Annotated in this window: 22 protein-coding genes and 1 tRNA gene; 16 read left to right on the forward strand and 7 right to left on the reverse strand. The window is 58.4% G+C overall.

The features are described from left to right. The first annotated feature begins 105 nt into the window (after positions 1-105). From pyrC to PL640_RS01720, 5 genes are all read left to right on the forward strand, one after another. Complete coding sequence (pyrC, locus tag PL640_RS01700; protein WP_271360627.1) at positions 106-1143, forward strand: dihydroorotase; 1038 nt, start codon at positions 106-108, stop codon at positions 1141-1143. Positions 1144-1314: 171 nt separating this feature from the next. Continuing rightward, positions 1315-2013: an orotate phosphoribosyltransferase gene (locus tag PL640_RS01705; protein ID WP_006310650.1), complete on the forward strand. Its 699-nt coding sequence runs from the start codon at positions 1315-1317 to the stop codon at positions 2011-2013. Between the two features lie 98 nt (positions 2014-2111). Next, positions 2112-3038, forward strand: a complete 927-nt coding sequence (locus tag PL640_RS01710) for a carbohydrate kinase family protein (RefSeq protein WP_110755598.1) — start codon at positions 2112-2114, stop codon at positions 3036-3038. A 124-nt stretch (positions 3039-3162) separates the two neighbouring features. Further along, positions 3163-4128, forward strand: a complete 966-nt coding sequence (locus PL640_RS01715; RefSeq protein WP_142840967.1) for an acetylxylan esterase — start codon at positions 3163-3165, stop codon at positions 4126-4128. Then, a complete protein-coding gene (locus PL640_RS01720) occupies positions 4125-4853 on the forward strand; it encodes an esterase family protein (RefSeq protein WP_142840968.1) in 729 nt (242 codons plus the stop codon). The genes PL640_RS01715 and PL640_RS01720 overlap by 4 nt, the downstream gene beginning before the upstream one ends. Before the next feature lie 64 nt (positions 4854-4917). Here PL640_RS01720 and pgi read toward each other — a convergent pair whose 3' ends face one another. Together pgi and PL640_RS01730 are read right to left on the reverse strand one after the other, a co-directional pair. Then, positions 4918-6543 carry a glucose-6-phosphate isomerase gene (gene pgi / locus PL640_RS01725; RefSeq protein WP_142840969.1) on the reverse strand — a complete coding sequence of 542 codons (1626 nt, stop codon included), beginning with the start codon at positions 6541-6543 and terminating at the stop codon, positions 4918-4920. A gap of 141 nt (positions 6544-6684) precedes the next feature. Continuing rightward, the gene (locus PL640_RS01730) at positions 6685-8397 is read right to left on the reverse strand and encodes a long-chain fatty acid--CoA ligase (protein WP_271360628.1); all 1713 of its coding nucleotides are present in this window, start codon (positions 8395-8397) and stop codon (positions 6685-6687) included. A 356-nt stretch (positions 8398-8753) separates the two neighbouring features. Between PL640_RS01730 and PL640_RS01735 the strand changes: the two genes are divergently transcribed. From PL640_RS01735 to PL640_RS01760, 6 genes are all read left to right on the forward strand, one after another. Continuing rightward, positions 8754-9809: an ABC transporter ATP-binding protein gene (locus PL640_RS01735; protein WP_271360629.1), complete on the forward strand. Its 1056-nt coding sequence runs from the start codon at positions 8754-8756 to the stop codon at positions 9807-9809. 147 nt (positions 9810-9956) lie between these two features. Beyond that, the gene (locus tag PL640_RS01740) at positions 9957-10973 is read left to right on the forward strand and encodes an extracellular solute-binding protein (protein WP_271360630.1); all 1017 of its coding nucleotides are present in this window, start codon (positions 9957-9959) and stop codon (positions 10971-10973) included. 70 nt (positions 10974-11043) lie between these two features. After that, complete coding sequence (locus PL640_RS01745) at positions 11044-12720, forward strand: ABC transporter permease (RefSeq protein WP_371338179.1); 1677 nt, start codon at positions 11044-11046, stop codon at positions 12718-12720. Positions 12721-12899: 179 nt separating this feature from the next. Beyond that, positions 12900-15089, forward strand: coding sequence for a TonB-dependent siderophore receptor (locus PL640_RS01750; RefSeq protein ID WP_271360631.1), 2190 nt, complete (start codon positions 12900-12902; stop codon positions 15087-15089). A 109-nt stretch (positions 15090-15198) separates the two neighbouring features. Beyond that, complete coding sequence (locus tag PL640_RS01755) at positions 15199-16080, forward strand: helix-turn-helix transcriptional regulator (RefSeq protein ID WP_161991306.1); 882 nt, start codon at positions 15199-15201, stop codon at positions 16078-16080. A 128-nt stretch (positions 16081-16208) separates the two neighbouring features. Then, complete coding sequence (locus PL640_RS01760) at positions 16209-16601, forward strand: PRC-barrel domain-containing protein (protein ID WP_046799387.1); 393 nt, start codon at positions 16209-16211, stop codon at positions 16599-16601. 118 nt (positions 16602-16719) lie between these two features. Here the strand turns inward: PL640_RS01760 and PL640_RS01765 are convergent, their stop codons facing one another. The 4 genes from PL640_RS01765 to PL640_RS01780 all read right to left on the reverse strand — a co-directional run bounded on the left by PL640_RS01765 (position 16720) and on the right by PL640_RS01780 (position 18760). After that, complete coding sequence (locus PL640_RS01765) at positions 16720-16962, reverse strand: DUF982 domain-containing protein (protein WP_142840975.1); 243 nt, start codon at positions 16960-16962, stop codon at positions 16720-16722. Positions 16963-17278: 316 nt separating this feature from the next. After that, positions 17279-17437 (reverse strand): YqaE/Pmp3 family membrane protein, encoded by a 159-nt coding sequence (locus tag PL640_RS01770; RefSeq protein ID WP_046799460.1) that lies wholly within the window; start codon positions 17435-17437, stop codon positions 17279-17281. A 148-nt stretch (positions 17438-17585) separates the two neighbouring features. Next, a tRNA-Thr gene (locus PL640_RS01775) sits at positions 17586-17661 on the reverse strand. A 136-nt stretch (positions 17662-17797) separates the two neighbouring features. Beyond that, positions 17798-18760 carry an NAD(P)H-dependent flavin oxidoreductase gene (locus tag PL640_RS01780; RefSeq protein ID WP_271360632.1) on the reverse strand — a complete coding sequence of 321 codons (963 nt, stop codon included), beginning with the start codon at positions 18758-18760 and terminating at the stop codon, positions 17798-17800. Positions 18761-19014: 254 nt separating this feature from the next. On the opposite strand from PL640_RS01780, the gene PL640_RS01785 reads away from it, so the two are divergent. Next, entirely contained in the window at positions 19015-20160 is a 1146-nt protein-coding gene (locus tag PL640_RS01785) for a hypothetical protein (protein ID WP_271360633.1), read from the forward strand. 76 nt (positions 20161-20236) lie between these two features. Here PL640_RS01785 and ppk2 read toward each other — a convergent pair whose 3' ends face one another. Then, complete coding sequence (gene ppk2 / locus PL640_RS01790) at positions 20237-21118, reverse strand: polyphosphate kinase 2 (RefSeq protein ID WP_271360634.1); 882 nt, start codon at positions 21116-21118, stop codon at positions 20237-20239. Between the two features lie 232 nt (positions 21119-21350). On the opposite strand from ppk2, the gene phoR reads away from it, so the two are divergent. The 4 genes from phoR (at position 21351) to pstA (ending at position 26924) form a co-directional block, all read left to right on the forward strand. Next, positions 21351-22619 carry a phosphate regulon sensor histidine kinase PhoR gene (gene phoR, locus PL640_RS01795; protein ID WP_271360635.1) on the forward strand — a complete coding sequence of 423 codons (1269 nt, stop codon included), beginning with the start codon at positions 21351-21353 and terminating at the stop codon, positions 22617-22619. 195 nt (positions 22620-22814) lie between these two features. Beyond that, positions 22815-23849, forward strand: coding sequence for a substrate-binding domain-containing protein (locus PL640_RS01800; protein WP_142840980.1), 1035 nt, complete (start codon positions 22815-22817; stop codon positions 23847-23849). A gap of 271 nt (positions 23850-24120) precedes the next feature. Continuing rightward, positions 24121-25605, forward strand: a complete 1485-nt coding sequence (gene pstC, locus PL640_RS01805) for a phosphate ABC transporter permease subunit PstC (RefSeq protein WP_142840981.1) — start codon at positions 24121-24123, stop codon at positions 25603-25605. Then, the gene (gene pstA / locus PL640_RS01810; protein ID WP_271360636.1) at positions 25602-26924 is read left to right on the forward strand and encodes a phosphate ABC transporter permease PstA; all 1323 of its coding nucleotides are present in this window, start codon (positions 25602-25604) and stop codon (positions 26922-26924) included. Before pstC ends, pstA begins: the two co-directional genes overlap by 4 nt.

Raw genomic sequence — 26924 nt, forward strand, 5'->3', positions numbered from 1 at the left:
CTTTAAAAAAATGAAATTTACAGCCGCCCGATGACCTCTGGCGGCTGTTTTCCCGCGGCAAAAGATGCTAAGCGGGCGCAATTCCATCACGCTCCGAGGTATCCGATGAAGTCGCTCACCCTGCGCCGCCCTGATGACTGGCACCTGCATCTTCGTGATGGCGCCATGCTGGAAGGGGTGATCGGGGATACGAGCCGTCATTTCGCCCGCGCCATCATCATGCCGAATCTGGTGCCGCCGGTCGTTACCACGGCCGATGCCCGCGCCTATCACGAACGCATCGTCAAGGCGATCCCGGCGGGTGACCGCTTCGAGCCGCTGATGACCCTGTACCTCACTGAGGATACTGTTGCCGACGACGTGGAAGAGGGCAAAAAAAGCGGCCTCATCACCGCCGTAAAGCTCTATCCTGCGGGTGCGACCACCAATTCCCACGGCGGCGTGCGCGATTTCAACAGAGCGATGCCGGTGCTGGAACGCATGGCGAAGATTGGCCTGCCGCTCTGCGTGCATGGCGAGGTGACGACGCCGGAAGTCGATATTTTCGATCGCGAGAAGGTTTTCATCGATACGGTTCTGGAACCGCTGCGCCAGCGCCTGCCGGAACTGAAGGTGACGATGGAGCACATTACCACCCGTGACGGCGTGGACTACATCAAGTCATCCAAGGCCAATCTGGCCGGTTCCATCACCACCCACCATCTCATCATCAACCGCAATGCCATTCTGGTCGGCGGTATCAAGCCGCATTATTATTGCCTGCCCGTCGCCAAGCGCGAAGAACACCGGCTGGCCCTGCGGGCTGCCGCGACTTCGGGTGATGCGCGCTTCTTCCTCGGCACGGATTCCGCCCCGCATGTTGATCCCGCCAAGGAATGCGCCTGCGGCTGTGCCGGTATCTATACCTCCATCAACACCATGAGCTGCCTTGCCCATGTCTTCGAGGATGAAAATGCCCTCGATAAACTGGAAGCCTTCGCTTCGCTGAATGGTCCCGCCTGGTATGGTCTCGCACCGAATGAAGAGACGATCACGCTGATCAAGCGTGATGAAGCGGTCTCCTTTCCCGAAAAGATCGAGACCGGCGCCGGGCCGGTGACGGTGTTTGACCCGATGTTCCCGCTCCACTGGGATGTAAGCTGATTTTTTAATGACCGCCGGCACTGCCGGCGGTTTTGTTATGGTCTTCAGGTATCCACCCTCAAATCCGGTGCCGCCTGAGGATGCCTGCAACACTGAACCAAGACGTTGTGCTTTCCGCAAACCGACCCGGGTTTTCGGAGCGATAAACCAAGGCCGAAAAGGAGAACGCCTATGAACCATTTCACATTCACTGACCGCACCGTCGTCGCGGAACTGGTTGCGAAGATGTTGTGGGAAATCAAGGCGGTCCATTTCAATTCCGAAAGCCCTTATACTTTCGCTTCGGGCATGAAGAGCCCTGTCTATATCGACATGCGCAAGCTCATCTCCTTCCCGCGCATTCGCTCGGCGGCCATGGATTTCGCGGCGGCGGCTGTCATGCGCGAGGCCGGCTTCGAGAAGTTCGACTGTGTCGCCGGTGGTGAAACGGCGGGCATTCCCTTTGCCGCTTTCCTTGCCGAGCGCCTTGGCCTGCCGATGATCTATTGCCGCAAGAAGCCAAAAGGCCATGGCCGCAATGCCCAGATCGAAGGCCATATGCCGGAAGGTGCCCGCGTTCTCGTCATCGAGGATCTGACGACGGCGGGCGGTTCGATGTTCACCTTCATCGACGCCATCCGTGCGGCGGGTGGCATTGTCGATCATGGCATTGCACTCTTCTATTACGGCATCTTCGAAGAGGCCGAAGCGCGCTTCGCCAATGGCAATGTCAAGCTGCATTATCTGACCACATGGCGCGATGTTCTGGCGGTCGCACGGGCTGAAAAACTGTTCGATGAAAAGACGCTGTCGGGGGTTGAAGCCTTCCTCGACAACCCGCTGCCCTGGTCTGCAAAGCATGGCGGCGTCAGCGAATTGCCGCAATCTTAATTTCGGATGCGGCCAGCCGGCTTGTGGCTGGCCTTCCGATCGATCTTCGTCTAAATCGATTTAAGTTCATTTGATTTGCTGTTTTGAGGAGGACCGTAATGATCCTGTGTTGTGGTGAAGCCCTGATTGACATGCTGCCCCGGCAGACGACGCTGGGCGAGGCGGGTTTTGCCCCCTATGCAGGCGGAGCGGTCTTCAACACGGCAATTGCGCTGGGGCGTCTCGGCGTCCCCTCCGCCTTTTTCACCGGTCTTTCCGATGACATGATGGGTGATATCCTGCGGGAAACACTGCGCGCCAGCAAGGTGGATTTCAGCTATTGCGCGACGCTGTCGCGGCCGACGACCATCGCCTTCGTCAAGCTGGTGGATGGCCACGCGACTTACGCTTTTTACGACGAGAACACCGCTGGCCGGATGATCACAGAGGCCGAGCTTCCGGCACTGGGCGCCGATTGCGAGGCGTTGCATTTCGGTGCCATCAGCCTCATTCCCGAACCCTGCGGCAGCACCTATGAGGCGTTGATGACGCGCGAGCATCAAAGCCGTGTCATCTCGCTCGATCCGAATATCCGCCCCGGTTTCATCAAGGACAAGCAGTCCCACATGGCCCGCATCCGCCGCATGGCCGCCATGTCGGATATCGTCAAGTTCTCGGATGAGGACCTTGCCTGGTTCGGTCTGGAAGGCGATGAGGATACGCTCGCCCGCCACTGGCTGCATCATGGCGCGAAACTGGTGGTCGTCACCCGCGGCGCCAAGGGCGCTGTGGGTTATACCGCCAATCTCAAGGTGGAAGTGGCCTCCGAGCGGGTCGAAGTCGTCGACACCGTCGGCGCGGGCGACACTTTTGACGCCGGCATTCTCGCTTCGCTTAAAATGCAGGGCATCCTCACAAAGGCGCAGGTTGCCGCGCTGACGGAAGAGCAGATCAGAAAGGCCTTGGCGCTGGGCGCGAAGGCGGCGGCAGTCACCGTCTCACGCGCTGGCGCGAATCCACCATTTGCGCATGAAATCGGCCTTTGATGCGCGCGGTTGAACCATTTTGAAAAGATGGTTCAGCGCTCTCCCCGGTGCTAAAGCCGCAAAAAACCGGTATTTCGATATTATCACGCTTGTGTCAGCTGTTTTTTCGCGAAACATGCATCGCATGAGTGTTCCGAAGACCCATCCTTTTGATTTCGATCCGACCTATGGCATGCAGCGCGAGCAGTTGCTGGCCATCACCCCGCCTGAAGCGCCGCCGGGCTTCGATGATTTCTGGCAAAAGCGCTATCGTCGCGCGCTCGCCACGGATCCTCGGCCGGTGCTGCGCAAGAGCAGGCTCAGCCATCCGCGCTGGCATGTCCTCGATATCAGCTACACCTCCACCGGCGGCTTCCGCATTGGCGGGTGGATGCTTCTTCCGCGCGAAGGCCAGGTGCGCCGCGGCCTCGTCGTCGGCCATGGTTATGGTGGGCGCTCCGAGCCTGATTTCGAAGTGCCGGTGGAAGAAACGGCAGTCCTGTTTCTCTGTTTTCGCGGTATCTCGTTAAGCGCCTGCCCGCCGATTTCTTCGGAATCAGCGCTTCATGTTCTCTACAATATCGACAGGAAAGACGATTACATCATCGGCGGCTGCGTGGATGATCTGTGGGTCGCCGTTTCGACGCTTGTGACCCTTTACCCGTGGCTGGAAGGGCAGGTGGGGTATAGCGGCATCAGTTTCGGCGGTGGCATCGGCGCCCTGGCGATACCGTTTGATGAGCGCATTGACCGTGGTCATCTGGTGGTTCCGACATTCGGGCATAGGCCGTTCTGGCTGACATTACCCACCGTTGGCAGTGCGAATTCGGTTCAGTCATACCAGAAGGCGCATCCGAATGTGCTCGAAACCTTGCGTTTCTTCGATGCCGCCTGTGCCGCCGCCCGCATAAAAGTGCCGATGCTGGTTGCGCCGGCGCTTTTCGATCCATCTGTGGCGCCTCCCTGCCAGTTCGCAGTGGCCAATGCGTTGCCGCACTCAAAATTTAATGAAATCTTCATCCTCGACGCCGGGCATTTCGATTACCCTGACAGCGCATCGCAAGATGCGGTCCATAAGGACAAGGTCAGACGGTTTTTCAAGGTGCCATGAAACGCGAATATCTCCGTTGGTTTAGTCACAGGCTCCATCGCGACATGGAGCTCCTGATATTCGGTCATGCCGGCGCCAAGGTGCTGATGTTTCCCACCCGGGACGGGCGCTTCTTCGAGTATGAAGAACTGGGGCTTGTCGGCAGTCTGGCCGATAAGCTGGAGGCAGGTCATCTCCAGCTTTATTGCATTGAGGGGCTGGCGACAGAGACCTTTTATGCGGCCCATCATCACCCGGCTGACCGTATCCGCCGCCATTCAGCCTTCGAGAACTATATTCTCAGCGAGGTACTGCCGCTGATGGCCGAGAAAAATTCCCATACCGATACCATCGTTCATGGGTGCAGCCTCGGTGCGTTTCAGGCCGCCAGCCTCGTTTTTCGCCACCCGCATCTGTTTCGCAAACTCGTCGCCTTTTCCGGCCGTTATGACCTGACAATGAAGGTGGAATCCTTCGGCGATCTGTTCGATGGCTACTACGATGATGACGTCTATTTCCACATGCCAAGCCATTTCCTGCCGGGGCTTACCTGCCCGCAGCGGCTCGAACACCTGCGCCGCATCGACATGGTTTTCACCATCGGCGATGCAGACCCGTTTCTCAACAACAACCATCATCTGAGCCGGGTTCTTTCCGACAAGCAGGTAGGCCATCAGATGCATGTCTGGGACGGCCGCGCGCATCGGGCAGGTGCATGGCGCAAGATGGCGGCGCTTTATATTTGAGGTCGCTGCATTAAAAAAGCCGGAAGCGTTCTTCCGGCTTTCTTGAGATCGAGGTGCGGAGATTTTACCCCGCCAGGCCGGCCAGCGCCTTCACCAGGCCCTGCGTCGAGCTGTCATGGCCGGCAGCGCTTTCCTTGCCTTCCACGACCGGCAGCAGGCCGGTTGCCAGTTCCTTGCCAAGCTCCACGCCCCACTGGTCGAAAGAATTGATGCGGAACAATACGCCTTCCACAAACACGCGGTGCTCGTAAAGCGCGATCAGGCGGCCAAGCGCAAATGGTGTCAGCTTGTCGTAGACGAAGGTGATCGATGGGCGGTTGCCAGTGAAGACGCGGTGCGGTGCGATGAAATCCGCGAGTTTGTCTTCCATGCCCTTGGAGGTAAGCTGGGCTTTTGCCTCGGCCAGCGTGCGTCCCTTCATCAGCGCTTCCGATTGCGCCAGGCAATTGGCGATGAGGAGCTGGTGCTGATGGCGCAGTTCGGGCTCAAAACCGTTGGCGGCGATCATGAATTCCGCCGGAATGACGCTCGTGCCCTGATGGATCAGCTGGTAGAAGGCGTGTTGGCCGTTGGTGCCGGGTTCACCCCAGACAACAGGGCCGGACTGGCCTTCGACGGGCGTGCCGTCGATGGTCACGCCCTTGCCGTTCGATTCCATGTCGAGCTGCTGCAGATAGGCGGGGAAGCGCGACAGCCGCTGGTCATAGGGCAGGATTGCCCGCGTCGGATAATTCAGCACGTTACGGTTATAAAAACCGATGAGGCCGAGCAGCATCGGCAGGTTTTCGCGGATTGGCGCCTCGCGGAAATGCCTGTCCATCGCATGCGCGCCATCCAGGAATTTGCCGAAATTATCCGGCCCGATGGCGATCATCAGCGGCAGGCCGATCGCGGACCAGATCGAATAACGACCACCCACCCAGTCCCAGAAACCGAAGATGCGGTCGCTTTCGATGCCGAAGGCGGCGACCTTGTCCAATGCGGTGGAAACGGCGGCGAAGTGATGCTTTACGGCGTCTTCACCCAGCTTCTCGGCGATGAAGCGGCGCGCGGTGGCGGCATTCGTCATCGTTTCGATGGTGGTGAAGGTCTTCGACGCGATGATGAAGAGCGAGGTTTCCGGGTCGAGCAGCTTTAGCGTATCGGCAATATGTGCGCCGTCGATATTGGAAACGAAATGCGCCCGCGGACCATCATGGAAAGGTGCGAGTGCGAGCGTCGCCATGACGGGGCCGAGATCGGAGCCGCCAATGCCGATGTTGACGACGTCGGTGATCTTCTTGCCGGTCGCACCTTTCAGGGAGCCGGAACGGATCGCATCGGCAAACTTGCCCATGGCGGCGAGAACGCCGTTCACGTCAGGCATCACATCCTTGCCGTCCACAAGAACGGGGGTGTTTGAACGATTGCGCAGCGCGGTATGCAGCACGGCGCGGTCTTCGGTGAAGTTGATCGCCTTGCCGGAGAACATCTCCTCGCGCTTGGCCTCGACGCCACCTTCGCGCGCCAGCTGTTCGAGAAGCGTCACGATCTCCTCGTTGACGGCGCATTTGGAGTAATCCATCAGCAGGTCATCGAATTTTACGCTGAAACGGCTGAATCTCTTGTCGTCGGCCGCAAACGCGGCGCGAAGATCGGTTGCGGCTGTGCTGCTTGCCGTTGCTTTGAGTTTTTCGATGGTGGCCTGCATCATGTGCTCCTCGGCTTCCGTGGAAGGATGAGGAAACTATTCTTTTTCAGGCGACCAAATCAAGGCGACTTTGATAAAAGAGAAGGGCCGGGATAAAAGAAAAGAGCCGGTCGCCCGGCTCTCGTCATTCGCTTCAGGCGCTCAGTTCAGATTGCGCAATTCGCGCCGCAAAATCTTGCCGACATTGGATTTCGGCAGCTCGGTGCGGAACTCGATGATCTTTGGCCGTTTGTAGTTTGTCAGGTTTTTGGCGCAGAAGGCCTTGAGTTCGGCTTCCGTCAGCGACTGATCCTTCTTCACGACGAAAAGTTTGACCGTTTCGCCGGAATGTTCGTCCGGAACACCGATTGCGGCGCATTCCAGAACGCCGGGATGGCTGGCGGCCACTTCTTCCACCTCGTTCGGGTAGACGTTGAAACCGGAGACGAGGATCATGTCTTTCTTTCGGTCGACGATCTTGGTGTAACCGCGCTCGTCCATGAAACCCATGTCGCCGGAGCGGAAGAAGCCATCGGCGGTCATGGCTTTTGCGGTTTCATCGGGCCGTTGCCAATAACCGGCCATGACCTGCGGGCCGCGGATGCAAATCTCGCCAACTTCACCCATGGGCAAGCTGTTGCCATCGTCGTCACGAATGTCGATTTCCGTCGATGACAGCGGTAGGCCGATGGTGCCGCTGAATTCCTGGGAATCGAGGCGATTGACCGTCGCCACCGGCGATGTTTCAGAGAGACCGTAGCCTTCTGCAATCGGGCAGCCCACCACGGAAAGCCAGCGTTCCGCGACCGGTCTTTGCACGGCCATGCCGCCACCAAGAACAAGGATGAGCGACGAAAGGTCGAGCTTGCGGAAATCCTCATTGTTCATCAGTGCGTTGAAAAGCGTGTTGATGCCGGGGAACACATGCGGCTGATAATGCGACAGTTCCTTGACGAAGCCGGGAATATCGCGCGGGTTGGCGATCAGAAGATTGTGGCCACCGAGCGCAATGCCCATCAGCGAATTCACCGTCAGCGCAAAAATGTGGCAGAGCGGCAAAGCGCAGATGAAGTTGAGAACCTCGGGACGATCCTTGCGGCTGCTGAAGGCGGCGTCCAGCCACAGGCTGATCTGCGCCTTGTTGGCCAGAAGATTGGCGTGGGTAAGGATCGCGCCTTTGGAGACGCCCGTCGTACCGCCGGTATATTGCAGGAAGGCGATATCCTGAGCCGTGAGGCCGACGGACTTCAGGGAAAATCCCTGGCCTTCCTTCAGCACCGCATTGAAGCTGATCGAGCCGGGGATCGCATAGGCGGGCACAAGCTTCTTCACCTTGCGAACGACAAGATTGACGATATGTCCCTTGAAGCCGAGGAGATCGCCCATGGTTGCGACGACGACATGCCGCACTGCGGTTTTCGGTACCGCCTGCTGCGCCACATGGGCGAAGTTTTCCAGCACGAACAGCGCTTTTGCGCCGGAATCCTTCAGCTGGTGTTCGAGTTCGCGCGGCGTGTAGAGCGGATTGACGTTGACCACGATCATGCCCGCCCGCAGGATCCCATAAACCGCGACGGGATTTTGCAGGATGTTCGGCATCATCACCGCAACCCGGTCACCCTTTTCCAGTCCTCTGGATTGCAGCCATGCGGCCACGGCGCGGGTTTGAGCGTCCAGCTGCCGATAGGTCAGCGACTTGCCCATGCTGGAAAAGGCTTTGCGGTCGGCAAATTGCACGCAGCTCTTTTCAAGAAGATCTACAAGCGAGGCGTTGGCCGATACGGGGATTTCGGAAGGGACGCCCGGCGGATAGGACGACAGCCAACGCTTTTCTACGCTGACATTTTCCGGCTGTCCCAGGGACAATTCACTCATGCTTCTCCTCCCAGAGTCTTTTTCGCGCCGTGCATTCGGTGGAATGCATCAAGGGCGCTTTAGGCTTCGTGATGATCATGAAGCTCCCGCAACCAGCCGGCATATCGGCGAGATAGAAGGAACCACATGTGCGCCACCGGATCGACCGCTCCTCCCGCTCCCCGGTGACGAATGATAGACGCGGAATCCCCTGACGTCCATCGTATGGGTAAAGCCTATTTAACTCTAACGTAAACGTCAATATTGCTGTCGCACATCTCGCGTCCTCGTGAATGAAACGGAGTTATGTGCGATTTTTTGACTTTAATCCTGATTTGAGCGATCAACATAATTCGCAAAGCAGGGCAGGATTGGAAATGGCAGGCAGCGCAGCGCTTGAACTGAAATCGGTTGGGAAAAGATTCGGTGATACGGATGTATTGTCCGATATCGACCTGTCCGTCGAACGCGGCGAAATTATTTGTCTGGTTGGACGGTCGGGCTGTGGAAAATCGACCCTGCTGCGCATCGTTGCGGGCGTGGAGACGCCGGACCACGGCAGTGTTTCCCTTAATGGTTCGACCGTTGCCGATTCGGCGGTTTTCGTTGAGCCGGAAAAGCGCAATATCGGTTTTGTCTTTCAGGATTATGCGCTGTTCCCGCATCTCACAGTCGAACAGAATGTCATGTTCGGTCTCAGAACCCTGGCTAAGGCGGAAGCCCGCCGCCGTGCGGAAGAGATGATCGAGCACGTGCATCTGCAGGATCTGGCCAAACGCTATCCGCATACGCTTTCGGGCGGTGAACAGCAGCGTGTGGCGCTTGCCCGTGCGCTCGCCCCGCAGCCCGGCCTGTTATTGATGGATGAGCCTTTCTCCAATCTGGACAGGGGTTTGCGCGACAACGTCCGCGAGGAGACGCTTGGTCTTCTGCGGCAATTGGGCACCACGGCAATCATGGTCACCCATGATCCGGAAGAGGCGTTGTCCGCAGGCGACCGCGTGGTGCTGATGCAGCGCGGGCGTATCGTGCAGTGCGGCACGGGTTATGAAATCCACGATAACCCCAAAACCCGCTATGCCGCCGATTTTTTCTGCGCCTTCAACAAGATCGAGGGCCGGGTAAAACAGGGGCGCGTCGAAACGCCGCTCGGGCTGCTGGGTGATGCATCCGATCTGCCCGATGGCCTTGCAGCCGTTGCCTATGTTCGACCCAACGCGATTTCGATTATCGAGGACAATTCAGCGAAGGACGGGATCGCCGGCGAAATATTGAGCCGGGTTTTCCTAGGTGAGATCGAACAGCTCGGTATTGCCGTGCCGGGGTTGCCCGGAGATTTGCGTGTCCGGACGATGCAGCGCACACCCGCCAAGACCAAGGCGGTGCGTTTCGGTATCGACCCCAAGGGTGTCCTGATATTTACTGGAAGTTGAATGAGCGGATTTGCATGTAAATTTCCGCATCATTTTCAACTCTTGGTGATCAAACTCATCGAAAAACAGCGAAATAAAACTTGATTTGATCCATCAGGTATGATGTCTGCTGCCTCTATATTGCCGCCATCGAAGAGGGAGACGACCATGACGAAATTTACCAGATTTGCCCTGCTCGCCAGCACGGTTGCTTTTGCAGCCGGATCAGCCAGCGCCGCAGAACTCAATATCTACACCACCAGAGAGCCGGGCCTGATCCAGCCCCTGCTGGAATCCTTCACCGCTTCGAGCGGCGTCAAGGTCAACACCGTATTCCTGAAGGACGGTCTGGCCGAGCGCGTTCTGAGCGAAGGCGCAAGCTCGCCTGCCGACGTCTTGATGACCGTGGATGCCGGCAACCTCGTTGATCTCGCCGAAAAGGGCGTTACCCAGGCGGTTGAGTCCGAAACCCTGACCAAGGCAGTCCCGGCGGAACTTCGTGATGCCAAGGGTCACTGGTTTGCGCTTTCCATGCGCGCCCGCGTTCTTTATGCGGCGAAGGATCTCGACCTTGCTTCCTTCAACTATGAAGATCTGGCGGATGCCAAGTGGAAGGGCAAGGTCTGCATTCGCGCTGGCCAGCACCCCTACAACACGGCGCTGTTTGCCGATTACATCGCCCATTATGGTGCGGCCGACACTGAAAAGTGGCTTGCCGGCGTCAAGGAAAACCTGGCTCGCAAGGCTGGCGGCGGCGACCGTGACGTTGCCAAGGACATCCTCGGCGGCATTTGCGATATCGGTATCGCCAATTCCTACTATGTCGGTCTGATGCGCTCCGGCAAGGGCGGCGAAGAGCAGATCAAGTGGGGCGATGCCATCAAGGTGGTTCTGCCGACCTTCAAGAATGGCGGTACGCAGGTCAACATCACCGGTGCGGCCGTTGCGAAGAATGCGCCGAACAAGGCTGAAGCCGTCAAGCTTCTGGAATATCTCGTTTCTGACGAAGCCCAGAAGATCTATGCTGAAGCCAACTACGAATATCCGGTCAAGCAGGGCGCGGGCCTCAACGAGATCGTCGCTTCCTTCGGCGACCTGAAGATCGACAATAAGCCGCTGACGGAGATCGTGTCGCATCGCAAGCAGGCGAGCGAACTGGTCGACAAGGTCGGTTTCGACAAGTAAAGGCCAATTGGCAACAAGGTGGAAGGCGCTCGCACCCGCGGGCGCCTTTCCCTGTATTTTCAAGAAGCTCATGAATCCAGACGCCGTTCAGCCATTGACGTCCCGCGCAAGACCAAGGTTTTCATCCTCCTTCTGGTGGTTGGGCCTGTCGCTCGTTGCGGTCTGCGGCGCCATGGTACCGGTTCTGGCGCTGGTCTCTCAGGCGGTACAGGGTTCTGCCGGCCTGTGGGAGCATCTCGGCTCCACCGTTCTTTTGACGGCCTTGCCGGATACGGTCATCCTTCTTGCCGGTGTCGGCTTGCTGGCTGGTATCATTGGAACCTCATCGGCCTGGCTGGTTACCGCTTATGATTTTCCCGGTCGCCGGATATTGGAATGGGCGCTGCTGCTGCCGCTGGCCATGCCAACCTATATTGTTGCTTATGCCTATCTAGATATTCTGCATCCGATCGGGCCAGTGCAGGGAGTAATCCGCTTTCTGCTCGGTTACTCCAGCCCGCGTGAATTCCGTCTGCCGGATATAAGATCGATGACGGGCTGCATCATTTTGCTTGGCTTCGTGCTGTTTCCCTATGTCTATATTCCCGTCCGCGCCATGTTCCTCACACAGGCCGGCAATCTGCTGGAGGCCGCCCGTACGCTTGGCGTTTCCAGACAGAAGGCTTTTTTGAAGGTTGCGGTGCCGCTGGCGCGGCCGGCGATCGCGGTCGGCGTCAGCCTTGCCCTTATGGAAGCGCTGAACGATATCGGCGCCTCGGAATTTCTGGGCGTCCGCACCCTCACCGTTTCGGTCTATACGACCTGGGTCACGAAATCCGATCTGCCGGGTGCGGCGCAGATTGCGCTCTCCATGCTGTTCATCGTCGTCGCCCTCGTGGCGTTTGAACGCTGGGCGCGGCGCAAGCAGCGTTATTCGGTTTCCGCGCAGAAAAGCCGGGAACTGGAGCCAGTGCGCCTTACCGGCCTCAAGGCCTGCGGGGCCTTCATGCTTGGCAGCCTGCCGGTCCTGATCGGTTTTGTGGCGCCAGCGAGCTATCTCGTCATCGAGGCATGGAAACGGTTCCGCTTCAGCGGCCTGTCTGCCCGTTTCACCGAGGAGGCGTTGAACACCATCGTCTTTGCCGGGGTGGCGACGGTGATCACCCTTATTCTCGGCCTTGCGGTTGCTTACGCAATGCGCCTTGCTCCGGGGCGTCTCTCGCTTTGGTCCTATCGTCTTTCCACGGTGGGATATGCAGCCCCCGGCACCGTCATTGCCATCGGCGTGCTGATTGCGCTCGGTGGTTTCGACCGGTTTGTCGACCAGACCATGCGCAACTGGTTTGGCATATCCACCGGCCTCATTTTCATCGGCAGCGGTGCAGCCCTGATCTATGCCTATTCGGCACGTTTCCTCACCATTGCAGCCGGCGGTGTTGATGCGGGCTTGAGCCGTATCCCGCAATCTTTTGATCACGCCTCGCGAACACTCGGGCGATCCGCAACCCAGACATTCCGCCAGATCCACTTGCCGCTCTCGAAGGCATCGCTTGCGGCCGCGGCGTTGCTGATCTTCGTGGACTGCGTCAAGGAACTCCCCGCCACGCTGTTATTGCGGCCGCTCAATTTCGAGACCTTCGCGACCCATCTCTATGGCGAAGCCGCCCGAGGCACCTATGAGGAGGCGGCAATCGCCGCACTGGCGATTGTCGTCATCGGCATCCTTCCCGTCATGCTGCTTGCGAGGATCGGCCGACGCAAAGGTTGATGGCTGGTCCCGCCGCATAAAATGACGGGCACAAAACAGTGCGAGAGGCCAATAAGCTTCAAATCCTCCCGGAAAACGACAAGCATCCCGCCTTAATCCTGATGTAAATACTCAGCTTAATTGAAGTGCTGCGGCCTGACGGCTATGATCGTCGGCCGCGATCTGTGTCGGGGCATATCTTGAAAAATTTGCATGGGATGTTTGTGGGCCGTCTGGCTTTGGGAACGGCTGCCGTTGTTTTGATGGCGCCGGTGATGGGCCACGCACAGGAAACGACCGTTCTGCGGGAAATCACCGTCGAAGGGCAGGGGGCGGAAAATGCCACGGGCCCGGTCCGGGGTTATGTCGCGAAGAAAAGCGCGACCGGCTCGAAAACCGACACGGAAACGAAAGACATTCCGCAATCTGTATCCGTGGTTGGTCGCCAGGAAATGGATGACCGCGGCGCCGTGACCAAAATCGACGAGGTGCTGCGCTATACGCCCGGTGTGACGGCGGAGCCCTTCGGCACCGATCCGGATACCGACTGGTTTTACATTCGCGGTTTTCAGGCCACCCAGACCGGCGTGTTCCTCGATGGGCTGAACCTGTTCAGCTACGGTTTCGGCGGTTTCCAGATGGATGCCTATGGTCTGGAGCGGGTGGAAGTCCTCAAAGGGCCGGCCTCGGTGCTGTATGGCGGCGCCAATCCCGGCGGCATCGTGCAGCTGGTCCGCAAGCAAACTCAGGATACGCCGGTTCGTGAAACGGAAATCGGCATCAACAATTTCGGCAATGCCTTTTTCGGTTTCGATTTCGGCGACAAAGTCGATGCTGAGGGCGTGTGGAAATACCGCGTCACCGGCAAGGTTTCCGGCGGCGATAATTACACTGATTACTCAGAGGATCTGCGCGGCTTCATCATGCCGCAGATCACCTTCGAGCCGGATGCGCAGACAAGCGCCACACTCTACGGATATTTCTCGGCGCTCGATCAGGTGCATGTCGGCAACGGCTTCCTGCCCTATGTCGGCACCGTGGTCGACGCACCCTTCGGCAAGCTCGACCGCAAGGCCTTTTATGGCGAACCGGATATCGACAATGGCCGTGTCTACCAGTCGATGGTGGGTTACGAAGTCAGTCATGAATTCGATAATGGCTGGAAGATCAGCCAGAACGCCCGTTATGGCCACCTCTACAAGCACGAGACCGGACCCTATCCGGGCGGTTGGGCCAATGCCGACGCCAATGGCCAGCCGATCCTCGATGCCACCACCAACGACTATATGCTGACCCGCTTCGGTTATGACGGCCTGTCGAAGGCGGATAGTTTCGGCGTTGACAACCGCATTGAAGGACAGTTCGAAACCGGAGCGGTCAGCCATTCCCTGCTCTTTGGTCTCGACTATAAATATTACAAGCTGGATCAGGTGCAGGCCTGCTGCGGGTCGAATGCGATCGGCGCGCTCAAGCCGGTCTATGGCTCGACGCAGGGAACGAATTTCGTTTATGCCGACAATGTCGTGACCCAGCAACAGATCGGCATCTACGCGCAGGACCAGCTGCGTTTCGGCGATGGCTGGCTGGTGACGCTCAACGGCCGTTACGATTATGTCGATACGGAGCTGAACAACAGGCTGCCAACAGGCGCGTCCTTCCGCTCCAATGACGATGCGCTGAGCGGCCGGGCCGGCCTCGCTTATGAATTCGACAATGGCCTGACACCCTACGTCTCGGCAGCCACCTTCTTCAATCCGCTGATCGATACGCTTGCGGATGGCACCCCTGCCGCACCTGAGGAGGGGCACCAGTTCGAGGCCGGTGTCAAATACGAGCCGACCTTCTTCGATGGCAGCATCACTGCCTCCGTCTTCAAGCTGGTCAAGGACAATGCCATCGTCTCCTATACGGCTGGCGGCGTGACCACGAGCGGGCAGTTCGGACAGGTGGAATCCACCGGCTTCGAGCTGGAAGCCAAGGCCAATCTTTCCGATAACTGGAAGGCCCTTGCTTCCTATTCCTACACCGATCTTGAGATTACCCGTGATGCCAATCCCAACCTGATCGGTAAATCCCCCTGGATCGTGCCCACCAACACCGCGTCCCTGTGGGTGGATTACGCCTTCACCGATGATACGTTTGAAGGCCTCAGCATCGGCGGTGGGGTGCGCTATCAGGGTAAATCCTGGGCGGATGCGGCAAACACGTTGCGCGTTCCGGATGCGGCGGTCTTCGATGCCGCGATCCGTTACGAGAAGAACGACTGGACCGCATCCATCAACGTCGCGAATGTCTTCGACAAGGAATATGTCAAGAGCTGCGCCGGTGTCTCGGTCTGCGGCTGGGGCGATAGCCGCACCATCACTTTCAAGCTCGCAAAGAAGTGGTAAGGCTTGGCCGCAGGCCAGCAGTTGCGGGAAATATAGTTTGCCTCTATAAACATGAATAGATTTATCATGTTTATAGAGGCGCCTTTGCGCCTTGCGGGATCAAGAGGCCATGGCTTTCCGCGTGCGGATGGAAAATGAGATCGAGGGCTTTGCCGTCATCGGCGGCCCGCGCTCCAGGGTATGGAACGGCATTGTCGCCGATCTCTGGGATGTGCGTTGCGCGCCAAAAGCGGGCGGCCGTTATGTCGGCAAGGACCCGCGGTTTGTTTTTCTGCTCGATATGGACGGGAGCGATGACGGCCGGTTCATGATGAACCGCTCCCACCGCGACAATTACGGTTCCTCCAAGGCGAACCGGATTTCCTTCGTGCCCGCCGATCTGGATGTGCATGCGGAGCTCAGCAATGTTTCCTTCGTGCGTCATCTCGATCTGCATTTCGATGCGGGTTTGCTGGGCGCGCGGCTGGTGCAGGGGTTTGACCCGCACGGCCTGCTCGATCCGCATCTGATGTTCGAGGATGAGCGCCTGCTAGTGCTGGCCCGGCTGATCGCCGCCGAATGTGATAATCCAGACCCCTTGCATGACCTCTACGGTGAAAGCCTCGTGCTGGCGCTGCTGACGGACTTCCTCAAGGTAAAGCGGGAACCGGTCAAGAAACGTAGCAAGCTCGCTGCCTGGCAGTTAAGAGCGGCGACCGACTATATCCGTGAACATTGCCTGCGCTCGATCCGGCTGGAGGAACTGGCGGAGCTTACCAACCTGTCACAATCCCATTTCAGCCACGCCTTCAAGGCTTCCACCGGCGTGCCTCCGCACCAATGGCAGATGCAGGCGCGTATCGATCGCGTCAAGGAACTGATGATGAGGCCTGACATGGCGCTGACCGACATTGCCATTGCCAGCGGGTTTTCAGATCAGGCGCATTTCTCCCGCGTCTTCCGCAAGATGGTTGGTGTTTCGCCCTCTGTCTGGCAAAAAATCCGCCAATAAGCGCCTTTTTGTTCCATCCTCCTTCAAAAAAATACTGGCCGTAGCGCTTGAAACGCCGCGGAACGATTTCTCCGTCGCAGGGTTTACAAGACGTGACACCAACGAGGAAAATCAAGGAGGAAGACGTCATGTTGCATCAGGAACCCCGCGCCGGACAGGACCCCTATGTCAAGGATACGCCGAGCCTGATCGCCAGCGACAAGGTGGAAGGCACCCGCGTTTATGGCGCTGACGGCAAACATATCGGCTCGATCCAGCGCATTATCCTGGAAAAGCGTGGCGGGCGCGTTGCCTATGCCGTGCTGAGCTTTGGTGGCTTTCTCGGGATCGGTGACGACTATTACCCGCTGCCTTGGGAAAAGCTGCACTACGATGAAGAACTTGATGGCTACCGCATCGATCTCACCAAGGAAGAGATCGAAAACGCGCCGCACTTCGCTAATCTCGACGATAACGATCTGCTGAACGCCAAGGACCGCAAGGTCTACGACTATTACGGCGTTGCGCCCTACTGGATGTAAGGTCTAACAGGGTTATACGATCCAGCTTCAAGAATGAGAAACGTTCCGGGCATTTCTGCGCCCGGAACGCCACATAAGAAAACGGCTCCTGAAAAGGAGCCGTTTGCGTTTATCTGCTTTAATGCGGGTTTTTCTGTATCTCGGAAACCGCATCGGTGAAGCATTTGCGCGCTTCCTCCGGCGATTTGCGCCCGTCAAGGGCGGCGCGGCAGGCGCTCCTGGCTCTCACAAAGCTTAATCCGCCAATCTTCGGCCAGCCTTCCGTGAGCAACGTCAGCGCTTCGAAGGGGCCGGCGACGACACTCTTGCCGTTCGCCTCAAGATTGACCTCAACCGGTTCTGTCCATCTCTCGTTCTTCATCGTGCACCTCCCAGAGCAACGCGATCCCGAAATACACCCGACAGCGGAGCAACCCATGAACGCAGCCGTGTGTCACTGCGGTTTAGAATATGCGCAAGCGGGTGAATTGACAACGGGGATCAGCGGAAGCCGAAAAATGACAGGATTGCCAGCACAATAACGACGAGGCCGACGATGTAGATGATCTGGTTCATGATTTTCTCCTTGGCTGCTTGTCATCACCTTAACGTGAGGGACAAGACGAGGTTCCAGAGATCATAAGAATTTAATCACGTACTAAAATGTTGCGGACGTCCCATTGCGAATGGCCGGGATTTCACTTCCGCAGGATCACCCAGATGGCGTGAATGATGCCGGGCACATAGCCGCACAGCGTCAAAAGAATATTGAGCCAGAAATGCAGGCCAAGCCCGACCTGAAGGAACACGCCGACGGGCGGCAGAAGGATGGCGATAAGAATACGAATGACGTCCACGATAACAGGCTTTCTGGTTGAGAGTGACTTGCCGGTCAACGTATGGCGGGCTGTTTGGTTTCACTATGGGCAGTACCTATGGCGTGAAAGATCACCAACGCGTAAGCGAAGCTACGGATCGAACAGTACTGATATCATGGGAAATAAATGGTGCCGCTTACGTGACTCGAACACGTGACCCCGTCATTACGAATGACGTGCTCTACCAACTGAGCTAAAGCGGCCCGAACATGACCCGTCTGTGGCGGATCAGCTTCATGGCGGGCTGATACAGGCAATGCTGACGGATTTCAAGCCTTGAATACGTGGCTTTTGAAATTTCCGCAAAAAGCTTTGCCTGCTTATTGTTTACGGGTGGCGTCAGGCCGTTGTGCAGATGCGGTTTTTCGCAGCTTCATATTCGCGTGCCAGCCGATCGACGAGGTCTACCACCGGCTCCACGGCCTTGACCGCGCCAATGCCCTGGCCGGCGCCCCATATGTCCTTCCAGGCCTTTGCCCCGCCGGTTGCCGTTTCGAAGTCCATCTTGGAGGGGTCCGCTTCGGGCAGGTTGTCGGGATCCATGCCGGAGGCGAGGATGGAGCTTTTCAGGTAATTGCCGTGAACGCCGGTGAAATAATTCGAATAGACGATGTCTTTTGCTTGGGCATCCACGATCGCCTGCTTGTAGCCGTCGGAAGCGCGTGCCTCCTGCGTGGCGATGAAGGGCGAGCCGATATAGGCCATGTCCGCGCCCATGGCCTGTGCGGCAAGGATGGAGCCGCCATTGGCGATGGCGCCGGCCAGCAGCAGCGGGCCATCAAACCATTCGCGGATTTCCTGAACGAGAGCGAAGGGTGACAGTGTGCCGGCATGTCCGCCGGCCCCGGTTGCCACAGCAATCAGCCCGTCCGCGCCCTTGCGTATGGCCGAACGGGCGTGACGATCATTGATGACGTCGTGTAGCACGATGCCGCCATAGGAATGGACCGCCGCATTGACTTCCGGCACGGCGCCGAGCGAGGAGATCACCACCGGCACCTTGTATTTGACGCAGAGGCCGAGATCATGTTCCAGCCGGCGATTGGACATGTGCACGATCTGGTTGACCGCGAAGGGGGCAGCCGGACGATCCGGGTGGGCGCTGTTGTGCGCGGCAAGCTCCTCGGTAATCATCGCCAGCCATTCGTCCAGCTGGCTTTCGGGCCGCGCGTTCAGCGCCGGGAAAGCGCCGATGACACCCGCCTTGCATTGCGCCAGCGTCAATTGCGGATGCGAAATAATGAATAGCGGTGAGGCTATGACCGGAAGACGCAGATTGTCTTTCAGCACGGACGGCAGCATGTTTCCTCCCATGAATTACGTTTACGCGCACGTAAGTTAATATCGTGTTCGGCGACGGATTGAAAGCGAAAACCACGCCGTATCGTCGTCACAAATCTGCGTTCGCAGCGCCACAATGGATCGATTTTCCCCAAGCCAATCCGGTCTTTATAACAAACGATGCTTGCGGAGGCGCGGCATAGCCGTTACCGAATCGTAAACCAATGGCGCAGCGCCGCATATTTTTGCACAGCGCAACAGAACAAGGATCGGTCGTGAGCGGACTGGAAACGGCAATCAGAAATGCTCTGGAAAAATCGGACAGATCGAACGCCGAAGTTCGTGCACGGATTTACCAATCATCCCGCCAGGCGCTGGAAGCCGGCCTGCGCAAGCAGGGCATAGACGAACCACAGGTCGTCGCCCAGCAACGCCAGAGGCTCGAAAGCCTTATCCATGTCATTGAAAATGAAGAGCGTGACCGGCTTCTAAACAGGGTGGAGCAGCAATTGCGGCCACCACTGCCGGAGAGTGCCGCCCATGATGAACCCTCGGTCGATCCCGTTTCACAGCCACAGCACCATGGCGATATGGCCATCGAGCCGGAACTGCGTGGCGAAACACGTGACGCGCGGCCGGGCGTCGCTGTTGCTGCGGAGCCGCCAAGCGCCGGTCGGCGCAATGCAAAGCCATCCAGGAGAGGCTCCAGCGCGGGCGATGCCTCGCTTGCTTTTCGCCCGGAGGGTGCCGTTGGCCGCCGCAAGCGCCGCGGGCTTTTTGCAAGGCTTTTCATATATGTGACGCTTCTCGCCTTTATTGGCTTCGGCGCCTGGTGGGTCTATTCGTCCGGCCTGCTGCTGTCGCCAGCGCAGCGCGATACCAGCGTGCCCAATCCGCCAGCCCAGGTTCAGGCGGAAGACTTCAACGGTGCGGAACCGGCGCCAAGCCTCTCCGCCGGCCGTGGTTTTTCCGATGACTGGGTGGAACTCTTTAATGCCGAGCGCGGCAGCGCCGGAGTTTCGGCAGGCCCGCGCGCCACAGTCGAAAACATCGCCACACCTGCCGGCAAGGCGATAAAGGTAACGTCGAGAAGTGTTTCGCAGGATGGTGCGGTCAGCGTCGAGGTTCCGGTGGAAGTCATGCGGGACATGGCGGGCAAGTCCTCGACCATATCCATCACGCTGCAATCATCCAGCGATCGGCAGACGCAGGTCTCCGTCGCCTGCGATTTTGCCACGCTTGGCGATTGCTCACGCCACCGCTTTACGGCCACGGCTGAACGGGCGGATATGCTGCTGAACGCGACATTCGAGCGCTCGCTCGCGCCTAACGCGCCCGGCAAAATCTTCATCAACAGCGACATCGACGGCAACAGCCGTCCGGTCAATCTTTACTCCGTGCGCATTCTGCCCGGCCAGTAAGGCTGACAGGAAGAAAGGCTGACAGGAAGAAAGACAGGCGCCGCCCTCAGGAGGCGCCTGCCATCATCTTCCTGTCCTATTTAAGAAACTCCGGTCCCGACCCCAGTATCTTGCCGTCGATCTCGCCGATCACCTTGTTGTCCTTGCCGTCATAGTCGAGTGAATTGAGAATATGGCGGATAAGGTTCACACGGGCGCGGCGCTTGTCGTTGGCGCGAACCACCGTCCAGGGGGCGGCGTCGGTGTGGGTCTTTTCCAGCATCTCGTCGCGCTTTTGTGTGTAGTCATCCCATTTCGTCAGCGCTGCTATATCCATGTCCGAAAGCTTCCAGCATTTCAGCGGGCTGTGGCGGCGATCATGGAAGCGTTCGATCTGCGTCTCGCGGCCGATGTCGAGCCAGAACTTGAAAAGATGGATGTCCTCATGCACCAGCATCTTTTCCAGCCGCGGTGTTTCCTTGAGAAAGCGCTTGTGTTCTTCCGGGGTGCAGAATCCCATGACAGGCTCGACACCGGCGCGGTTATACCAGGAACGGTCGAAGAGAACGAATTCACCGGCAGTCGGAAAATGTGAGATATAGCGCTGGAAATACCATTGGCCGCGTTCGGTTTCCGTCGGTTTGGTCAGCGCCACCACGCGGGCGTAGCGGGGGTTGAGGTAGGCCCGGGCCGCAAAGATCGCACCACCCTTGCCCGCCGCATCGCGGCCTTCGAAGACCGCCATCACCCGCTTGCCCGTGGCCTGCAGCCAGAACTGCACCTTCACGAGCTCCACTTGAAGCGCCTCCAGCGTGGCGTCGTAATCTTCCCGTTTCATCTTCTTGTCGTAGGGAAAGTCACCTGCGGAGAGTTTTTTGTCCTCCACCCAGTCGGGAAGAACCGGATCGTCGATGTCGAAGCTGCGCGGCTTGCCGCCAATGGTAAGCTCCACCGCTCGCTTCTTCGTGTCTTCGGCCATATTTGTTCTCCGGCTATTGTTGTGTAAAGGCAACTCACCGCCAATGAGTTCATATCCACCGGCAGAATTCAAGTGAAAGAGGAGTGGCGGGACATGGTGCGGCGCCGGGGACGATTGCGGCACAGATTTTGCGCATATACGTTGTGAAAAATGCGCGGTGATGAATCTCTGTCATGAAGCTGGCCTATGAGAATTCGATGCGCTGTCAGGTGAAAGTGGAAAGCAGGCTGAAATGGCAGTCATGGAAGGCGATCGTGGATTAAGGCTTTTGGGACGAAAGCTTGGCCGAAACTGGTTGCCCGTTCTCGTCGTCAGCATGCTGGCCATCGTGGCCGTTTCGGAACTGCACACGCCCTATATGCCGGCCGCCCTTTGGCTCTGCGCCATCATCGCCATTCTGGCGGTTCGGGAACGGTCAGCGGTGTCCAAAGCCGGTGAAGCCGCGGTTGCGGAAACGGATGAGCCCGAGTTGCCTGCGGAAAGTGTCATTTCGGGCGTCAGGGCCGGTCTTGCGGTGCTGGATACGCCGGTCTTCATCCTCGACAAGAATGCCAGCGTGCTGTTTCAGAACGGGGCGGCGGAACGGGCGTTCGGCCAGCTTCCGCCCGGCGCGCATATTTCCGCCCGCCTGCGATCCCCGGGCCTGCTGGATGTCATCCGCGAAACCATAACCACCGGCCAACCCAATCAGGTCGAGCATTCGGAGCGTTTTCCATCAGAGCGCGTCTTCATCGTTCGCATTGCCCGGGCGGATGCGGGGGAGGTGGCCGGCCCACCATTTTACATATTGTCGTTCCGCGATGTGTCGGAGCTTCGCCGCATCGACCGGATGCGCAGCGACTTCGTCGCCAATGCCAGCCATGAATTGCGCACGCCGCTCGCCTCGCTGCGTGGCTTCATCGAAACCATGCAGGGTCCGGCTCGCAACGACCCGAAAGCACAGGAACGTTTTCTCGCCATCATGCTCGATCAGGCGACCCGCATGAGCAGGCTGGTGGATGATCTGATGTCGCTTTCACGGCTGGAGCTACGGGCAAATATCGCGCCCGACCAGAAGGTCGACCTCGTCCCCGTCATCGGTCATGTGCGGGACGCGTTGCTGCCGCTCGCCAACGAGCTGGATGTGGAGATCACCCTGCATCTGCCCGACCGGCCGGCGGAAGTGCAGGGCGATCGCGACGAACTGGTGCAGGTGTTCCAGAACCTCGTTGAAAATGCTTGCAAATATGGACAGGAAGGCAAGGTCGTGGATGTCTGGCTACGCGCTGAACCCGGCAAGCCGGTGGAAGTGAGCGTCATCGACAAGGGGCCAGGCATTCCCGCCGAACATGTGCCGCGTCTGACGGAGCGGTTTTATCGCGTCAGCGTCGCCGACAGCCGTTCCAAAAAGGGAACGGGTTTGGGGCTTGCCATTGTCAAGCATATCCTCACCCGCCACCGTGCCCGCCTCATCATTAAATCGGAATTGGGCAACGGTACGGACTTCACCGTCAGATTCTGACATAAAATATCTGTCAGCCGTTAATGTCGTAAAATTTTATAAATTAAATCAATAATTTAGGTTGTCACAAATCTTTCACTGAAGTGACATAAAAGGATGTGGCTACGGTGGTTAAGAAAAGGTCGCCGAGCGCATGCTTTGAGCGAGTGCCGCTATCGGCCGCGTCCACAAACAAGCCCACGACGGGAGAGACAAATGAACATCCTTAAATTTTCCGCAGCAGCTCTGGTGGCTTCTGTCGCCTTCGCTGGCGCCGCCGCTGCTCGCGACCAGATCCAGGTTGCCGGTTCTTCCACGGTTCTGCCCTATGCCAAGATCGTTGCTGAAACCTTTGCCGAAACCTTCCCGAACTTCAAGGCTCCGGTTGTTGAGTCCGGCGGCACGGGCGGTGGTCTGAAGGCGTTCTGCTCCGGCGTTGGTGAAGGCACCATCGACATCGCCAATGCTTCGCGCGCAATCAAGAGCGACGAACTGGCCGCCTGTAAGGCTGCTGGCGTTACCGACGTTCAGGAAGTGAAGATCGGTTACGACGGTATCGTCTTCGCAATGGACGCATCCAACAAGGACATCAAGCTTGAGCCGAAGGATCTGTACCTCGCTCTCGCAGCTGAAATCGTCAAGGACGGCAAGCTCGTTGCCAACCCCAACAAGAAGTGGTCGGAAGTCAACAAGGAACTGCCTGATGTAGCGATCGCCGCTTACATCCCGGGTTCCAAGCACGGCACGCGCGAAGTCTTCGAAGAGAAGATCATGGCTGACGGCTGCAAGGAAGCCGGCGCTACCGACGCGATCAAGAAGATCGTTACCGATGCCAAGCAGGCAGCTGCAAAGTGCATCGCTGTCCGTAAGGACGGCGCCGCAGTCGACATCGACGGCGACTACACCGAAACGCTGGCCCGCATCGACGCCAACAAGACCGGCCTCGGCGTTTTCGGCCTCGCTTTCTATGAAAACAATGCTGACCGTCTGAAGGTTGCCACTGTTTCTGGCGTTGTTCCGTCCACCGAAACCGTTGCCAGCGGCAAGTATCCGGTTTCCCGCCCGCTGTTCTTCTACGTGAAGAAGGCTCACCTGGGCGTTATCCCGGGCCTCAAGGAATACGTCGAATTCTTCGTTTCTGACGACATGATCGGCCCGGATTCCCCGCTCGCCAACTACGGCCTGGTTGCTGCTCCGGACAAGGAGCGCGAAGAAATCCGCGCCAAGTTCGCAGCCGGCGCTTCCATGTAATAAAGATGAGGGGCGCGGCCTGCCGCGCCCCTTGTTCCGCCCGGTGCCTCTCCGCTTCGGCGATTGTCTCCGGTTGACAGTTCCGATCCATCGCCATCCACATAATTGTTTATGGATTACAGATGGATAGGTTGTATCAACCTTGACGCTTGCCAGACTTTCATACAGTCAAAAGGCAGGCATCTCTGGATGGTCCAGCGGTCTCGTTTTGATGACTTTTTGATTTGCCCGATATCGCACCGTGCTCTTGAGGCACGCCGAGGGAATTCTAATGAACACATCGATCCTTTTGCTGATACTGGTGCTGATCGGCATCGGCAGTTATCTGCTCGGCAGTCGCCGCGCCATTGCTCTGTCTGGCGGGCGCCCCGCCAGCATGCATTCCCGTGCCGGTTACCACGGCTCCTACGCGGTTGTCTGGGCGGTTTTGCCCGCGGCGTTCATTCTCTGTATATGGCTTGTTATCAGCCCGCTGGTCATTACCTCGGCCGTGCGTGGTAATTTTCCCGAAGACGTGCGCGCCCAGTCCGAGGCGCAGCAAAGCCTGACATATGGCATGGTGAGCTCCATCGCCCGTGGACTTCAGCGCCTGACGGCGGAAGAAACCGCGCAGGCCGATGCGGATACAGCCACGGTAAGGCCGCTTCTGGCATCGAAAGGCGTCGCAATTGCCGGCGATCCCGAGCGTTATATGGTCGATGCGGCCCAGACGCTGAACACGATGACCTCGACAAGCCGCATCGCGATGATTGTCATCGTGCTGGCGGCCGCGTTCGCTGGCGCCGCTTATGCGCTGCGTTCGATCGCTCCCCGCTTTCGGGCGCGCAACAAGGTCGAAAGGGTCATTCTCGCGTCCCTGCTTGTCGCCTCGTCCATCGCCATCTTGACGACCATCGGCATCGTCCTGTCGATGCTGACGGAAGCCATCCAGTTCTTCACCATGGTTCCGGCACACCAGTTCTTTTTTGGAACCGTGTGGGATCCGCGTTTTGCGGCCGCCGGTGCAACGGACTCGTCCGGCCAGTTCGGCCTCATCCCGCTGCTTGCCGGCACGCTCTATATCGGCTTTGTCGCCATGCTGGTCGCGGTCCCGGTCGGTCTGTTTTCGGCGATCTACATGTCGGAATACGCCTCGCCGCGCCTGCGTTCAGTGGCAAAGCCGCTGCTCGAGGTGCTCGCCGGTATTCCCACGATCGTCTACGGCTTCTTCGCGCTGACGACGGTGGGTCCGTTCCTGCGGGACATCTCCACGCAGATCAACGGCCTCGCAACCGGCAACTACGCCAATTTCATCCAGGCGCAGAGCGTCATTACCGCCGGCTTCGTGATGGGCATCATGCTCATTCCCTATGTCTCGTCGCTGTCGGACGATATCATCACCGCCGTGCCGCGTTCGTTGCGCGATGGTTCTCTCGGTCTTGGTGCCACGCGCTCTGAAACCATCAAGAAGGTCATCGTTCCCGCCGCTCTTCCCGGCATCGTCGGCGCCGTGCTGATGACGGCGTCGCGTGCGATCGGCGAAACCATGATCGTGGTTCTCGCCGCCGGTGTTGCTGCCCGCCTGCAGATCAACCCGTTCGAACCGATGACCACGGTAACGGTCAAGATCGTCAGCCAGCTGACCGGCGACCTTGAATTCACCTCGCCGCAGACGCTTGTCGCCTTCGCGCTGGGCATCACGCTTTTCGCCATCACGCTTTGCCTGAATATCTACGCGCTTTACATCGTGCGCAAATACCGGGAGCAATATGAATGACCGACATCGTTTCTCCCACAGCCGGCGCTACCGCCGGAAACAGCGCCACGCGCCGTGATATCGGCATCAAGCGTCGCTATGCCGCCGAACGCCGCTTCCGCGCCTATGGAATGGCAGCGATTTCCTTCGGCCTTATCTTCCTCTTCCTGCTGCTCTGGTCGGTCGTATCCAAGGGTTACACCGCCTTCCAGCAGACGATGATCACCGTTCCGGTCGAGTTTTCCGAACTGATCATCGATCCGAAGAATGAGCGGGCTGCAAATCCCGCAAAGCTGATGACGGCCAATTATCCCGTTCTCGCCCGCGATGCGGTTGCCAAGGTTCTCGGCGTCGCGCCAACGGACCGCGCCGGTCTGCGCGCCGTCAACGTCATGATCTCCGACAGCGTCCGCACCCAGCTGCGCGACATCGTCGTCGCCGATCCTGCCGTTATCGGCACCACGCGCACCGTCACGCTTCTGGCATCGGGCGATGTGGATAGCGCCTTCAAGGGCCAGGTCGATCTGACGGTGGATGAGGCCAACCGCCGCATCTCGAACCAGCAGCTCGGCTGGATGAACCAGCTCGCCGAAGGTGGCCAGCTTGGCAAACACTTCAACACCGGCATCTTCGTCAACGGCAATTCGAGCCGTCCGGAAGCGGCGGGTGTCGGTGTGGCGCTGATCGGTTCCTTCTACATGATGATGATCGTGCTGGTTCTGTCACTGCCGATCGGTGTCGCAGCCTCCATCTATCTCGAGGAGTTCGCGCCGAAGAACCGCCTGACGGACCTTATCGAGGTGAATATCAACAATCTCGCGGCCGTTCCCTCGATCGTTTACGGTCTGCTCGGCCTTTCCGTCTTCATCAACTTCATGGGCTTTCCGCGCTCGGCCTCCCTGGTCGGCGGCCTGGTCCTGACGCTGATGACACTGCCGACGATCATCATCGCCACACGCGCCGCGTTGAAGGCCGTGCCGCCGTCGATCCGTGCGGCAGCGCTTGGTCTCGGCGCTTCGAAGATGCAGACGATCTTCCATCACGTCCTGCCGCTCGCCATGCCCGGCATTCTCACCGGCACCATCATCGGCCTTGCCCATGCGCTGGGTGAAACGGCGCCGCTGCTCTTGATCGGCATGGTGGCATTCGTTGCAAATTATCCGACAACGCCGATGGATCCGTCCACGGCTCTGCCGGTACAGATTTACATGTGGGCGAACGAAGCGGAACGCGCCTTTGTCGAAAGGACATCCGGCGCTATCATCATCCTGCTTTTGTTCCTCATCGTCATGAATGTTGGCGCAATCCTGTTGCGTCGCCGCTTCGAACGGCGCTGGTAG

This window comes from Agrobacterium sp. ST15.16.024, assembly GCF_027956545.1.
GTDB lineage: Bacteria > Pseudomonadota > Alphaproteobacteria > Rhizobiales > Rhizobiaceae > Agrobacterium > Agrobacterium cucumeris.

Excerpts from the sequence above, each read along its gene's own strand:
- PL640_RS01705 (WP_006310650.1), top strand. The coding sequence starts at position 1,315 with ATGAACCATTTCACATTCACTGACCGCACCGTCGTCGCGGAACTGGTT.
- PL640_RS01740 (WP_271360630.1), top strand. The coding sequence starts at position 9,957 with ATGACGAAATTTACCAGATTTGCCCTGCTCGCCAGCACGGTTGCTTTT.
- pstA (WP_271360636.1), top strand. The coding sequence starts at position 25,602 with ATGACCGACATCGTTTCTCCCACAGCCGGCGCTACCGCCGGAAACAGC.
- PL640_RS01800 (WP_142840980.1), top strand. The coding sequence starts at position 22,815 with ATGAACATCCTTAAATTTTCCGCAGCAGCTCTGGTGGCTTCTGTCGCC.
- PL640_RS01715 (WP_142840967.1), top strand. The coding sequence starts at position 3,163 with ATGAGTGTTCCGAAGACCCATCCTTTTGATTTCGATCCGACCTATGGC.
- PL640_RS01765 (WP_142840975.1), bottom strand. The coding sequence starts at position 16,962 with ATGAAGAACGAGAGATGGACAGAACCGGTTGAGGTCAATCTTGAGGCG.
- phoR (WP_271360635.1), top strand. The coding sequence starts at position 21,351 with ATGGCAGTCATGGAAGGCGATCGTGGATTAAGGCTTTTGGGACGAAAG.
- PL640_RS01720 (WP_142840968.1), top strand. The coding sequence starts at position 4,125 with ATGAAACGCGAATATCTCCGTTGGTTTAGTCACAGGCTCCATCGCGAC.
- PL640_RS01710 (WP_110755598.1), top strand. The coding sequence starts at position 2,112 with ATGATCCTGTGTTGTGGTGAAGCCCTGATTGACATGCTGCCCCGGCAG.
- PL640_RS01745 (WP_371338179.1), top strand. The coding sequence starts at position 11,044 with ATGAATCCAGACGCCGTTCAGCCATTGACGTCCCGCGCAAGACCAAGG.
- PL640_RS01755 (WP_161991306.1), top strand. The coding sequence starts at position 15,199 with ATGGCTTTCCGCGTGCGGATGGAAAATGAGATCGAGGGCTTTGCCGTC.
- PL640_RS01760 (WP_046799387.1), top strand. The coding sequence starts at position 16,209 with ATGTTGCATCAGGAACCCCGCGCCGGACAGGACCCCTATGTCAAGGAT.
- pstC (WP_142840981.1), top strand. The coding sequence starts at position 24,121 with ATGAACACATCGATCCTTTTGCTGATACTGGTGCTGATCGGCATCGGC.
- PL640_RS01780 (WP_271360632.1), bottom strand. The coding sequence starts at position 18,760 with ATGCTGCCGTCCGTGCTGAAAGACAATCTGCGTCTTCCGGTCATAGCC.
- pgi (WP_142840969.1), bottom strand. The coding sequence starts at position 6,543 with ATGCAGGCCACCATCGAAAAACTCAAAGCAACGGCAAGCAGCACAGCC.
- ppk2 (WP_271360634.1), bottom strand. The coding sequence starts at position 21,118 with ATGGCCGAAGACACGAAGAAGCGAGCGGTGGAGCTTACCATTGGCGGC.
- pyrC (WP_271360627.1), top strand. The coding sequence starts at position 106 with ATGAAGTCGCTCACCCTGCGCCGCCCTGATGACTGGCACCTGCATCTT.
- PL640_RS01735 (WP_271360629.1), top strand. The coding sequence starts at position 8,754 with ATGGCAGGCAGCGCAGCGCTTGAACTGAAATCGGTTGGGAAAAGATTC.
- PL640_RS01730 (WP_271360628.1), bottom strand. The coding sequence starts at position 8,397 with ATGAGTGAATTGTCCCTGGGACAGCCGGAAAATGTCAGCGTAGAAAAG.